Raw genomic sequence first — 13691 nt, forward strand, 5'->3', positions numbered from 1 at the left:
CTCTATTTATTGCCGTTATGGATACAAACTATTAAAAACTAGTAATGTTTATAGTGTTTAATTGTAATTTTTCTAACCTTGTTTAGATCTTGTTATAATAACCTTCGTAGGTCTAAGCGACCTACAAGATACTTTTTTTCATAACCGTTTCCACCCTCTAATATTTTAATGAACTTACAATACTGATGGAAATTTATCGGAAAGCCTGGTGGAGACACTGGTCTTTTTTGGTGGATTCGGGACACAAAAACCACTCTCTCACTATGAAAGAATGGTTCTGTGATAACTTATACTTCTACAACTTCCAAGTTTTTTCCACCTAGGAGAATAAGGTATTTATCAATCTTATCTATTTGATAGGCTTGGCTGAGTGCTTTAGCATATAGGCTCATTTGCCCTTTGTAGCGTTCCTTAAGCTCACCAGGTTGAGTGAAGCGGTCTGTCTTATAGTCAAAGAGGACAATACGGTCTTCTAGAAGAAGGTAGCCATCGATGATACCACGGACGACAAAGTCTTCTTTACTAGCTGGGTCTTCTGCCAACATGGCAAATGGTGCTTCACGACGCAACTTATCACGATTGGCTAAAATGAGCTTCCCGAGCTCTGTATCAAAGAATCCTAAAAGTTTTTCTAACTGAACACGCGCCTTGACTCGATCATCTGCCGATACTCGACTCAAGGCCTGTGTCAAATCTTGGAGAGTCACTGTATCAGAAAGAATCAAGCGTTGCATGAGTTCATGGGTTGCTGAACCAACTGCAGCTCCGGTTACCTTAATCTTTTGTCCAAAGTCTGGTAACTCAAAAGTGGTTGCTGTCTCAAGAGGTTGCACTTCCTCTTTCTTATACATGATATCTACGCCCTCTGTATCCATAACTGGTTCGTAAAAGGTCTTGAGCTGGCTTGGGGTACGCACAGATGGCAGGTCAATCGCTGGTGCATAAAGTTGATTGAGTTTCTCAACACTTTCTAAGACAGTTAGGGCACGCTTAATGTCTTCCGTCTGGCGATTGTTAGATAGATCATCAGCATCTACTGCCGCTTGAACTTCAACCTGACCAATAGCCTCTGGAGTTAACTCCTCAGCCTCAACAAAGCGAACAGTAAACTTGAGATCCTTTCTCATAAAGGCGGTATCCAAAGCCATAACCCAATCCTGATAAGTAGCGATTTGGTCACGTAGGGCTACTGGTAGGCGATTATTTTCAACATCCGTGCCAAATTCCTGGGTCAATTTCTCCTTACTGCCCTTACCAACCAGGTAGAGTTTTTTCTCTGCACGGGTCATTGCAACATAGAGCAGACGCATCTCTTCTGAGATACTTGCTCGACGCTCTTCCCTACGATTTTCCTGGAAGGTTAAGGTCTCGAGAACAACATTTAACTTAGGCAAATTGGTATTTACCTGGTCTTTGAGGTCAGCTAGATACTTAATACCAAGTCCTTTTTCACGGTTGATAATATACTTACCACTTAGGCCATCCTTGCTGTGACCAATGAACTTGCGATTCATCTGCAAGACAAAGACATACTTGAACTCTAGACCCTTGGACTTGTGAATGGTCATGAGTCTAACGGCATTTTTGGGAACCAAGTCTGTTACTTCCTCTAGGTCGTTACCGCTAGAAATAATCTTATCAATCATACCAATAAAACGAGAAAGTCCCTTAAAGCCAGTCTTTTCATAGGCATTGGCACGCAAGGCAAGGGCGTAGAGATTGGCCTGGCGTTGCTCAGCTCGTGGAAGACTGCCAACATAATCATAATAGAAGCGATCGTCGTAAATCTTCCAGATGAGGTCATAGAGCGAGTGCCACTTACTGTAATCACGCCAATCTGATAGAGTCTCAATTAAGAGAGTCAACTTGGTCTCAAGTCCTTGGGTGACAACTTCTGGATGAAGTCCTGATTTAGTATGAGCTGCAAGAAGCTTATCGTAGAATTGGCCTTTGTCAGCCTGGACAGCGATCCTAGCCAGGTCGTCCTCGTTGAAGTTAAACATCGGTGAACGAAGGAGAGCAACCAAGGCGTAGTCATTGAGAGGATTATTGATGGCACGAAGAGTATCCAACATAATCATAACTTCTAGTGACTCAAGGTAACTTGACTTGTACTCGTCAGGAACCAAAGGAATTCCGTGCTCCTCAAAGCTTGCCATCAAGTCCAGATAGGTGTTGCGGGTTGGTGCTAGGAGGGTAATGTCCTCAAAACGTACACCCTGCTCGTGAAGTTTGATAATTTCTTTGATAACCAAGGAAATCTCGCCGCTACTAATAGGTTGATCCGCACCTTCCTCGTCGGGAGTCACACTTGCTTCATCACTATTGTAAATCAGAACCTCTGTCTGATTTTCAGGATGGGGCTCTCTTTGCTTCTCGCTACCCGCTACCAGCATGTGCGTCTTGTCATAGAGGATGTCCCCGATTTCCTGATCCATGAGGTGGCTGAAAACACCATTAGTCGCATCAAGAACTTCAGATTGACTACGGAAGTTCTCCTTTAGAAGGATAAGTTTACCTGCATCTGGATTTTCAAGGAAAAGCTGGAACTTACCATTAAAAATCTGAGGGTCTGCCTGACGGAAACGATAGATGGATTGCTTGATATCTCCCACCATGAATCGGTTGTGTCCATTAGATAGGAGTTCCAACATGCGTTCTTGGGTATGGCTATTGTCCTGATACTCATCTACCATTACTTCATGGTAACGGTCACGGTAGCTAGCTGCCACCTCTGGATTTTCCTCCAAAATACGGATGGCAAAATGGGCAATATCCGAGAATTCAAAAGCATTTTCCTGAATCTTGGCCTGTAAATACTGGTCCGAAAAATCAAGTACAAAGGACTGAAGCAACTCCAACAGAGGTAGGATGTCATCATTATGCTTGGTCAAAACCTCGAGGACCGTTAGTTGGGTATCAACCTCTCGCAACTGGGCCACAAACTCATTTTTGGTCTTGTTGTAAGCTTCCTTGTAGGCCTTGAGTTCCTCGTCTTTAGGACGGGTCATATTGGTCAAACCAGTACCTCCTGACAAAGTCAAGAGTTGTTTGAGCAAGTCCTCCATATCCGTTTGGTCATTGGCCAGAGCTCCTTCAAGAAGGCTAATGGCATCCGACACATTATTCAGATACTTAGCCTTGGCAAATTCACGCTGAGCTAGACCTAAATGGTCTCTTAAGAAAGCTAGGAAATCAGCCAACAAGCCAACTTTAAGACCGTCTAAAAGATCATTTTTAGCCTGTTCTGGCTTGGCCTCCGTCTGCCCCTTTAAGAGATTTTGACGTAGCCATTTTTCAGGACCTGCAGTAGCCTGAGAAAAGTTATAGACATCGTAAACTAAATCACGGAAGGCCTTACTAGTTTTGCTATGTCCAGTGAAATTGCGGACCAATTTTTGGAAAAGTTGGGCATCCTTCCCTTGCATGTAATCGTTGAAGAGGTCAGCATAAACCTCATTTTTCATAAGTGTCTGCTCGGCAGGGTCTGTCATGATGCGGAAAATAGGTGACACACCCAGGAGATAGCCATACTGATTGACCAATTTCTGGGTAAAGGCATCCATGGTTCCAATATCAGCCGTTCCAATCTTGGCAATCTGATCTGAAAGAAAGGCACGCTCTTCATCCGTCTCAACCTGTCCCAACTGCTCTGTCAGACGCTTTTCCAGACGCTCTTTTAACTCACCTGCGGCCTTTACCGTAAAGGTTGAGATAAAGAGTTGATCAATGCCAACGCCACGTCCAATCATATCAAGGATACGCTCAACCATAACAAAGGTTTTTCCTGATCCAGCCGAAGCTGATACAAGAATATTGCTACCATTACTGTAAATGGCCTCAATCTGCTCAGGTGTTAACTTGCGTTCCTTGTTAGAAGCTGATTCTTGGGCAATACGTTCCTCAATCTCTGTTGGACTTAAAAAAGCTTTAGTCAACATGGTTATCCTCCTGGTCTTTTTTGTCTGCTGTCACAGCTTGATCAGTGACTGTAGAGGGGATGATTTTTTCAGCAACTTGCATCTCATTATCGTCCTCATCTTTTGCCATCAGCTCCAAATAGGCTTCCTTCTTGCCCTTACTTGGTAAACGCAAGAGTTTTCGAGCCTGTCCCATGTGTCGGTCGGCCTCAAAATGAGTAATTGCCTTGATTTGATCTCCTTGGACAGACTTACCATCCTCAGTATAAGGATTAACCGCAAAATTCCCGCTTCGAATAACTTCAGCAGCACTTGTAAAGAGCTTGATATTGTAGTCTAGCAAGGTTTCTAGGTCCTCCTTGTCATAGGTGACGGTCTTTTGTAAATCATAGTTTCCACCAGCCAGATGCTCTGTTTCTGAAGCCACAAAAAGTCCCTTATAGGTCAATTCCTTATGAGCCTGAGCTGCCAGCTTATCCAGACCAAACTTAGCTAGGTTAAGCTGTGGGTCCTGCATGTGAAGATACATGGCCCCAAAAAGCTGAGCAGCATCAACCTTATAGGTTTGGCGAAGGGCCTCCAGATAGGTCACCAATTGCGGACTGAGGCCATTGTAGAATTTTTGAATGTCAAAGATATTTTTACCTGACTTGTAGTCAACGACACCCAGAGCCCCATCTGTTAAACGGTCCACACGGTCAATAATCCCTGTAATCTTGATGCTATTTGCTAAAAGCAAATCAAACTTGGCTTCCTCACGCTCAACCTTAACGGCCGCATTGTCACGTAAAACACTGGCAGTTGAACGGGCGATATCTTCCAAAATCTGACGAGATAAGCGACTCTCTTGGTCCTCTGTATAGAGAATTTCAAAGGGTTGTTCCTGATTGGTCTGAGCAATAGCCTTTTCCAATTTATCATCGAAGTTTTCTGACGAAGAATCCCCCATCACACGCTCAAAGACACGGTGCAAGTAAGTCCCGTGGTGTCGAGCATCCGGATGGATGGACTCCAACTCTTCAAGCCCCAAAACATAACGCAAGAAATAAAGGTATTGGTTGTTATAGAAGGTCGTCAGAGCCGAAGCTGATAATTTCAGTGGTTCTTCCCCCGGAAAAACCAGCTGCATGACCTGATCATCCACCTTGGTTGTCGTCACATCGTCAATCACATTTGGAATCAAGACTTGGTCCTTATCAAGTCGCTTACGGAGATAACGCACAGCAACGGACCAGAAAGTCTGCGTTTCCTTATCCAAATCAGCATCTAGATGGCTGCTGTTAAGGGCAATGACAGTTGATAGAAGGTCCTTGTAGTTCCCAATCTGGTCACCCTTAGCCTCGAAACGATTACGTCCCTTTTCAACCAAAGAAAGGCCAAGGTCAAGCAGCTCTTTCAAATAAACCGACATGTCATCTTGAGTCTCATTGAGAATTTGTGGCTGACTAAGCACCAATTGTTCACTAGCCGCATTAAAAAGTGACATAGCTACAAAATGCCCCCGCTGACTATTGCTCTGCGTAACAATATCCAAACTCCTGTGTTCATCCGTCGCCTCATTGATACGACTACGTTCCTCGTCAGACAGGAGACTCTTATTTTGCCCTACCTTAGGAAAGTGTGACTGGGTCATCCCCAGGGCAAAAACATAAGGAGCAGAATGTGGTTGAATCAAATCGTATTTCTTCACATTGACCACATCGATAGTGGCTGGGACAGTACGGTAATCACAGGCCAACATTCCTGAACGCAAAATGGACAAAAAGTCGTCGACTGACAGTGTTTCTTCCCCAAAAATAGTCTCAACCTGCTCCAAGAGTTGTGTGAAAGCCTTCCAGACCTGTTCATTCTGTTCTTTTTCGGCCTCACTGGCCTTGGCAGTCAAAGCAGCCATCTGACTTGGCACTTGCACAGCCTCTAAAAAGACCACTAGTTTCTTGAGTAGACTAGATCCCTTTTGTTTGCGACTATTAAGCAATTTGTCCAAGGGCTCTACCAGCTGTAACCTTAAGCCATTGAGCTGGTCTAAATCATACTTATCACGACTATTAGCCGTAAAATCAGACAAGAACTTGTGACGCCCCTTGATATCTGCAAAATTGACATAATACTCAAAAAGGTCTAATTCCTCTTGAGCAAAACCACCATAGAGACCAGATTTTACGAGGTTAAGCAAATCCTCGGCACGATAATTATAGCGCTTGATACGTTCCAGCGAATCCACAAACTGCACCAAAGGATGGCTAGACATGGTTTCTTCCTTACCGAAATAATAGGGAATATCAAATTTTCGGAAAATCTGCCCCACCTGAAGCTTATAACTCTCCTCATCACCAAGTAAGACTAGAATATCCTTGTAGCGCTTACCATCTGCCAACAACTGACGAATACTCTTGGCAACCTGAGCCACCTCTTCCTTTTGGTTGACCACTTCCCAGACCTGCAAGGCTTGCTTGTCCTGAGCAGTCAGCTGCTCATCTACCATACTAAAATCATGACGGCTCTCCAAAAGACGGCTAATGCGAGCAAAAGAAGGATTGCCCTCTTTGTCTGTCGTTACATAGTCGGGTGTCACCTTATAGGTTTGAGCCAAAGTTCTCAAAAAATCCACTGAGGCCTGATAAACATTGCCATAAACAAAGTTAGCCCTATAAGCTTTTTGACTGGCATAAGTTCCAATGACAATCTGATGACACTTATCATTCAAGAGGGCAACCAGAGCCTCCTCCTCGGCAGAAAAACGCGTAAAGCCATCAATGACCAAAACCGTGTTGCCCAGGACCTTATCCAAATGACCTGAGGTAATTTCCTTAAAAAAGGCACTGAGTTTTGATTGATTGTCAAAATCCCCTGCCAACAAGAGGTCCTGAGCGGCACTAAAAATCCTTATCAAATCCTCTTGTTTCTCAACCTGATCCAGATGCTGCAAATCCAGAACCGTCATATTAGCCTGCTGCAACTCTTTATAAAGGTCTACCAATTGATTAATAAAGTTGCTATCCTTACGCAAACGGCCATAGACCTTGAGTTCATCATCGCCCATATGCGACAACACCTTATAAAAAATCATGGCCAGACCAGTATCATCCAGCTGCATCTTGGGGTTGCTCGTATTGAGAATAAAATATCTCGCCATCTGAGTAAAACGAGTCACCGTAATCTCAAAGGATGCTGACTGAGGCAGGTATTCCAAGACCTTACGCTCCTTCTCAAATGACAGGGCATTAGGGGCAATATAAAAGACCCTCTTCCCCTTTTGAGCATAGCTGGTTGCCTGCTCCGTCAGAATTTCTGTTAAATCCTGAGACATATCCGTATAAAGTAATTTCATAAGACGTCCCTTTCTTGTCTCTGCACCAGTCGTTCGGACTAAGCAAGAATTGCCATTCACTTAGCCCTAACAACCACTAATCCTTGCTATTATAACACAGAATTAATCAACAATCAGACTCCTCCCTCATCCCTTTTTAGCCCTCTGGACTATGGGCCAGACATAAGCTTATCCCCTACAGTAAAAGTCCCAAATATCTGGTCCTATAGCCCAAAAAAGAACCAAATCAAAAGATTTAGCTCCACAACTTTATTTAAAAATTAATTCCTAAAAGGTTGTCACCACTGCTTGTAATCAGCTTGGCATCCCTATACTTCCTAAGAATATTCTTGGCTGAGTGAAGGTTAAGACCAGAGGTCTTCTTCTGATTTTCTTCCTGCATAATGGCATCAAGGTCAACTTTTTCTTCTTGCGTCGTATTTCCCATGACGAAATGGTAGCTACTATCCTTATCATGGCTATGAAAACTAAAATTGATTTGACTTACAGGCACCTGCTTACTCTCATCAATCGCATTACTAAAGAAAATGGACACTCGTAGGGTCAAGTCAACCACATTCATAGCAAAACATGATCGTCATTCGTCTCCATCAGAATAATCTCTAGCACATCTTCACTAACAACAGACATGACGGAGTTAGTTGTTCCTAAATCAAGACCAACCACTTTCTTTCACATAGTAATTTCCCTGCTAGCCTCATTTTCTGTTTATCTGACTTTCAGTCTTAGCATGCATTCGCCTAGATTTTTTAATGTCATTTTTGTCACATAAAACTCCAATAGAGTATAATCATTCCAATATAGTTTTTCACTATACTCTATTATCACAAATAAAGAGACTACAAAATAGTAAAAAAGAGAGTGAGACCGAACAACTTTTTAAAAATTGTTTCTTGTCCCACTCCCTTGAGTGTCAATCAATCTGATAGATTGGATGAACTTATAAATACAGAAGATATTATCTCCCTAATGTCATGCTCTTAGCAACTTCCCTCCTAACTTAATCAACCGCATTCTAACCAACATAAATAATTTCTAAATTACCCAAGGAAACTTCCCCTTTGATGTAGAAGTCCTTGCTAGTCAGGTTACTAGGATTTTCCTCATGCTGTACAGCTGAAAGAGAATTATCCACATTCACATGTACTCGCCAATCACTGGGCACATAGAGACTAAGACTTCCAAGAGAAACGTCCACATCAAACTGGGCAGATGGCCCCTCGATATGACAATTATCCAAATAAACGGAAGCCTGTCCTAAACTTACATCCGCACTTCCATGAGTAAAGTGTTGATCATTGAGATATTTGGTCACTGCTGAAAAAGTGACATCAATATCATTTCCACCATTATTAGCGTCTGAGCCAGTAGAACCCAATCCAAAACGATTCTTTGTTTTACTAGAAGAATTGAAGAGAATGTTCAAGCCAATGACTGCAAGAATAGAAGAGAGGATAAGGACCGAATTAGATACTGGAAGAAAATGGAACTGCCCGTTGAGTGAAAAAAGAGCCACAATGCCATAGGCGAAACCAAGACCAAAATGTCGTTTCAAAAAACTAGAAAGGGACAAGATAGCCAGTAAGACTACCCAAGCTAACATCCAAAAACTAATTTCCCATTGTATAAAATAGTCTTGTACAATTACCAAAGCTGCCAAAAGGATCAAGAGGATCCCAATTAATTTCTTTCTCATTATCTTACCTCATTTCGTTTAATCGTTCTTTTAAGACTGGATAGTAGCGTCTTGATACATGAACCTGCTTGTGGGTCTGATAGAAATTGACCGTGCTGGTCCCTGAAAAAGACTTCTCTAAAGAATAAATCTGCTTTACGTTGACAATGGTTGATTTGGAAATCCGACAAAAGGCAACCGGAAGCAGTTCTTCTAACTCATAGAGCTTCTGCTTGACCTCATAAGCCTCATCCCTGGTATGCCCATAAATCTTCTCCCCATCTGTTTCAAAAAAGAGAATCGTTTCCAAATCTAGAAAATACTCACTACGATCCTTGTAAAAGGCTAAAGGGACCAATTTTTGCTTAAAAATGGACTCCTGGAGCCACGCTATTTCTTCTGTTAATTGAGGAGCTCTAATCAAGATTTCAGGCTCATCCATGAATGGGTCTAATTCGATGCTAACTTTCATAATACTCCTTTCCTGTCCTTTTGATGGTTTCATTATAACAGCTGCTTTCAACAAAACAAGGCTTTTCAGGTAAGTGGCACAGTTTAGCCCCTAAGAGGTAAAAACAGACAAACAAAAGAACCTGGCAATTGCCAAGTTCTCCATTTTTTAGTGTGGAGGACTAACCTCCTATTTGTAATCCGTTCAATGCTGACTAGCTGAGCAAGCAACTGTTATTTCACAGTATTTTCACGGCTCACATTTTGCGATTCACCAGCCTTGCCGTTGATACGATAGTTGCTGTAGTTAGAATCGCTATCATCGTCACCAACATATTCCACATTACATGACCAAGAGATTTTATCTTTGATATCTCCTGATGACTTGAATTTTGAATCATAACCATAGTAGAAATCATAAACAGCTGTGAAGGTCACCTTTAAATCAAAGTCTTCTTTTTAGCCTTCTTCAATTTCCAAGACACGGGGCGGACGACCAACTGACTTTTCAAATAAATCAATCCACTTTTCTTTTGTTGCCATAAAGACTCCTATAAACTTGTTTTTTTCAAAAAATGCTAGAGCTTTACTTAGAATAGAAGACCTATTGTAAATGATGACATGATAGTAAATACGATTGCAAATAAGATAGACAAAATGACACCGTTCAAAAGTGCTGCCAAGATCATTTGATAGAACTTATCAGCCTTCCACGCTGTTGTTACAGGAACAATTGTAAAGAGGTTTGCAAGTGCAAATAAGAAGTAAACAACATAGAACAAGAAAAGTGGGAAGCCAACAAGTCCAATAGCTCCGAACAAGATTGTTACGAGCAAGATTGGCAAGGCCGATGATGTCAAGCGACCAAAACGATCAAAGCTATTCAAGAAAGTAGTCTCAGGATCACGGAAGATGGCCTTACGTGTTACAAATCCTGCCAAGATAAAGGCAAAGATAAAGAGGAAGGCAGCTAGGATACTTGCAAAGAAAGCTCCAAAACCAATGCTAGATGTATGACTTGAAAATGAAGATGAGTAACTATCTGTTCCATAAGAACCAAACATACTAGACAATGCGTTTGTTGTTGATACAACTGGGCTAACAAATTTACGTGCCACAGCGCTCAAGATTGCAAAGAAGGCAAGTCCAGTGAAGAGTGACAAGAAGATATAGTTAAGCCAACCATTGTGTTTCCCATAATCTGTCATATCAGCTGGACGACGCCATGCATTAAGCAACCATGTCCAGTAGTTTTTGAAAGTTGTCGCAAATGCTGATGGTTGTGCAGGGACAACTACAGCTTGACCATTGATAAATTGAACATTTTGACCTGGTTGAAGAGGTTGACCGTTAGCAAAAGATGCTTGTTGACCAGCTTGAGCATTCGCAAAAACAGCTTGTGGTTGCGTCGCTTGATTTGGCACTCCTTGTACTGGAGCAGCTTGCACCCCCGCAAAGGTTGGTTGAGGTTGTGCTGCCTGAGCAGTTGCAAAAGGAGCTTGTGGTTGTGCATCTTGTGCACTCGCAAAAGTCGGTTGAGGTTGCGCTTCTTGGGCACCAGCGAAAGTTGGCTGTGGGTGCGACTCTTGGGCTGGTGTTTCTTGAACATTGGCGAAAGCTGGTTGCGCTGGCGCTTCTTGTACTGGAGCAGTTTCTACTTCTGGGGCGTCATCTTGGAACTCACCAGCTGCAAGTGCCGCTGCAATTTCTTCTTCAGTCGCTGAACGACCATTGATGGCTTCAAAAAAATCTAACCAATCTGCTTTAGTCATAATAATCTCCTTAAAAATACATAGAACGGCTTTATTTTATCACAAATAAATCCATTAATAAATGTCATTTTTATTAGAAAAAGGTTCGGAGCAAACTGTCCAAACCTTTATATCTTCTTATTTACTTCTTTGTAGGGATTTTTGAATCTGACGATCTAGCTCACGTTTAATGTGAGGTTCTGGTGCAAATCGCTCTTCCCAGTCACTTGGTTTAAGAATTTTGTGGGTCACAGGATCAAAATGTGCCTTGCCATCTGGGAAAATTTTACCCATATTAGCCTCATGAACCGTATCAAAGAAAGGCTTAGGATCTACCCCCATAAGGACAAATGAACCATAGGTCAAATAAAGCAAGTCAGTCAAAGCATCCACCTGACCAACCATAGTTGATTCTGAATGCTCTTTAGAACTAACTTTGAGGGCTGCCTTGTCAAGAGCAGCATGCAAATCCAGGACAGCCTGACCAAAGACACGCTTGTCCCCACCTGATGAAGCGTAAAGGAATTCGACAATTTCTTCCAACTTGAAGTCCGAACGGTGACTAGCTTCCTCAATACCGTAAACACGAGGCATATCAGTAGTTGAGCCATCCATCAAATGGTGGAAATCCTTAACCTTGTTGAAGTTGTCATCATCACTGGTAAATGAATTTTCTGTCTCAAAGTGAATCAAACCATAGTGTGACAAGGCTTTAGCAATCCCATTCTGGTTATTAGTATCAGTGACATGGGTAGCCTGGTCTTTCAGTTCGTCTTCACCATTACCCATGGCAACACCAACGCCAACGCCAGACAACATTTCTAGGTCATTTTCCGAATCCCCAAAGGCCATAACCTCACTGAGTTCAAAACCAAAAACCTCGCCTAGATGATCGATACCTTTCAACTTAGATTGATCCGCTGAAATAATATCGGCTGAATAAGGGCTTGAACGGGTAATCTTCACATGAGGAAACTTTTCTTCAATATCTTGTGTTTCCCCCACCGTCGCTACCATAACCACCTGATAAATTGGCTCACGCATGATAGTCTTAAGAGTTTCAATACTTTGTGGCTTGAAACGACGAATCAAAGACTTGAAACTACGTTCCACCATCTTAGCCCAGGACTTAGGGACAATACGGCTGACGATCTGCCCAAACTTACTCGTTCCCATACTAATAATATTGGAACCAACAAGACCTGTGCTCGTCCCTAGAGAAATCTCTCTACGGTGCTTGGTGGCATAGCGAATCAAGTTGTAGACTGTTGATTTAGGGAGCTGATTTTGATACAGGACCTTATCATGAGTCAATATATACTGACCATTATAAGTGACTGCAAAATCTAGACCCAGATTGTCCATGAAAGGCTGAACAAATCCTGGACCACGACCTGTTGCCAAACCAACCAAGATACCATCTTCCTTCATTTGACTGATAGCTTTTTTGGTTGAACTTGACACACGTTTTCGGTCATTTAGAAAAGTCCCATCAATATCAAAAAAGACTGCTTTAATGGCCACAGAGCTCCCCTCCTTCTAACATTTTATGATAAAATAAATTATAACACATAATATAATGGTGAGTAATATAAATGACAAAAAAAATCCTAGTCCTTCATACTGGAGGAACCATTTCCATGTCCGCAGATGATGATGGCAAGGTCAGTCAAAACGCTGATAATCCCATGAACCATGTGGGACTTGATTTAGATAATCTGGACTTAACTGTCCTAGACTTCCTTAACATCCCTAGCCCACACATTACGCCTTACCATATGCTTGATATTTATAAAAAAATCAAGGAAACAGCTGGACAATATGACGGGGTGGTTATCACCCACGGAACAGATACCCTGGAAGAAACAGCCTACTTCCTAGATACCATGAACATCCCTGAAATTCCAATCGTCATAACTGGTGCCATGCGTTCGTCAAACGAGCTAGGAAGCGATGGCGTCTACAACTATCTCTCAGCCCTTCGTGTCGCAAGCAATGACAAGGCTGCCGATAAGGGTGTCCTAGTCGTTATGAACGATGAAATCCATGCGGCCAAGTATGTAACCAAGACTCATACCACAAACGTGGCAACCTTCCACACACCAACCCACGGTCCACTAGGCATCATCATGAAGTATGATATCCTCTGGTTCAAAACTGCTGAGCCTCGTGTTCGCTTTGACTTGGAACAAATTACAGGAACAGTACCAATCATAAAAGCCTATGCTGGAATGGGGATTGGAGATGGTATCATCAGTCTCTTAGACCCTGAAAAGATTGACGGTGTGGTTATCGAGGCTCTAGGTGCTGGAAACCTCCCACCACTAGCTGCAAGAGAAATTAAGTCACTTATGGACAAGGGAGTTCCCGTTGTACTCGTTTCCCGTTGCTTTAACGGTATCGCCGAACCAGTCTACGCCTACGAAGGGGGCGGCGTTAAACTCCAAGAAGAAGGCGTTATGTTTGTTAAAGAACTCAACGCACCAAAGGCTCGTCTCAAACTTCTCATTGCACTTAGTGCGGGACTCAAAGGCCAAGAATTGAAAGACTATATTGAGGGATAA

At 42.5% G+C, this 13691-nt stretch carries 8 protein-coding genes and 1 pseudogene; 1 reads left to right on the top strand and 8 read right to left on the bottom strand.

The genetic code is table 11. The features are described from left to right. Nucleotides 1-287: 287 nt before the first annotated feature. The 8 genes and pseudogenes from addA to RDY04_RS06320 all read right to left on the bottom strand — a co-directional run bounded on the left by addA (nucleotide 288) and on the right by RDY04_RS06320 (nucleotide 12651). Nucleotides 288-3941: a helicase-exonuclease AddAB subunit AddA gene (gene addA / locus RDY04_RS06285; protein ID WP_303949983.1), complete on the bottom strand. Its 3654-nt coding sequence runs from the start codon at nucleotides 3939-3941 to the stop codon at nucleotides 288-290. Then, nucleotides 3931-7251, bottom strand: coding sequence for an ATP-dependent nuclease subunit B (rexB, locus tag RDY04_RS06290; protein ID WP_303949985.1), 3321 nt, complete (start codon nucleotides 7249-7251; stop codon nucleotides 3931-3933). Before rexB ends, addA begins: the two co-directional genes overlap by 11 nt. A 253-nt stretch (nucleotides 7252-7504) precedes the next feature. After that, nucleotides 7505-7813: a GHKL domain-containing protein gene (locus tag RDY04_RS06295; RefSeq protein ID WP_303949986.1), complete on the bottom strand. Its 309-nt coding sequence runs from the start codon at nucleotides 7811-7813 to the stop codon at nucleotides 7505-7507. 453 nt (nucleotides 7814-8266) lie between these two features. Then, complete coding sequence (locus RDY04_RS06300; protein WP_303949988.1) at nucleotides 8267-8947, bottom strand: hypothetical protein; 681 nt, start codon at nucleotides 8945-8947, stop codon at nucleotides 8267-8269. 4 nt (nucleotides 8948-8951) lie between these two features. Continuing rightward, entirely contained in the window at nucleotides 8952-9398 is a 447-nt protein-coding gene (locus RDY04_RS06305) for a LytTR family DNA-binding domain-containing protein (RefSeq protein ID WP_303949991.1), read from the bottom strand. Nucleotides 9399-9610: 212 nt separating this feature from the next. Then, nucleotides 9611-9814: pseudogene (locus RDY04_RS06310) on the bottom strand (hypothetical protein); the annotation flags it as partial. 152 nt (nucleotides 9815-9966) lie between these two features. Further along, nucleotides 9967-11148: a DUF6574 domain-containing protein gene (locus RDY04_RS06315; protein ID WP_303949994.1), complete on the bottom strand. Its 1182-nt coding sequence runs from the start codon at nucleotides 11146-11148 to the stop codon at nucleotides 9967-9969. A gap of 117 nt (nucleotides 11149-11265) precedes the next feature. Further along, nucleotides 11266-12651, bottom strand: coding sequence for a Cof-type HAD-IIB family hydrolase (locus tag RDY04_RS06320; RefSeq protein WP_303949996.1), 1386 nt, complete (start codon nucleotides 12649-12651; stop codon nucleotides 11266-11268). A 71-nt stretch (nucleotides 12652-12722) separates the two neighbouring features. Here RDY04_RS06320 and RDY04_RS06325 point away from each other — a divergent pair, with 71 nt between their 5' ends. Then, nucleotides 12723-13691: an asparaginase gene (locus tag RDY04_RS06325; RefSeq protein ID WP_303949999.1), complete on the top strand. Its 969-nt coding sequence runs from the start codon at nucleotides 12723-12725 to the stop codon at nucleotides 13689-13691.

The sequence above is a fragment of the uncultured Streptococcus sp. genome, from assembly GCF_902463925.1.
Taxonomy (GTDB): Bacteria; Bacillota; Bacilli; order Lactobacillales; family Streptococcaceae; genus Streptococcus.

Excerpts from the sequence above, each read along its gene's own strand:
- addA (WP_303949983.1), bottom strand. The coding sequence starts at position 3,941 with ATGTTGACTAAAGCTTTTTTAAGTCCAACAGAGATTGAGGAACGTATT.
- rexB (WP_303949985.1), bottom strand. The coding sequence starts at position 7,251 with ATGAAATTACTTTATACGGATATGTCTCAGGATTTAACAGAAATTCTG.
- RDY04_RS06295 (WP_303949986.1), bottom strand. The coding sequence starts at position 7,813 with ATGAATGTGGTTGACTTGACCCTACGAGTGTCCATTTTCTTTAGTAAT.
- RDY04_RS06300 (WP_303949988.1), bottom strand. The coding sequence starts at position 8,947 with ATGAGAAAGAAATTAATTGGGATCCTCTTGATCCTTTTGGCAGCTTTG.
- RDY04_RS06305 (WP_303949991.1), bottom strand. The coding sequence starts at position 9,398 with ATGAAAGTTAGCATCGAATTAGACCCATTCATGGATGAGCCTGAAATC.
- RDY04_RS06315 (WP_303949994.1), bottom strand. The coding sequence starts at position 11,148 with ATGACTAAAGCAGATTGGTTAGATTTTTTTGAAGCCATCAATGGTCGT.
- RDY04_RS06325 (WP_303949999.1), top strand. The coding sequence starts at position 12,723 with ATGACAAAAAAAATCCTAGTCCTTCATACTGGAGGAACCATTTCCATG.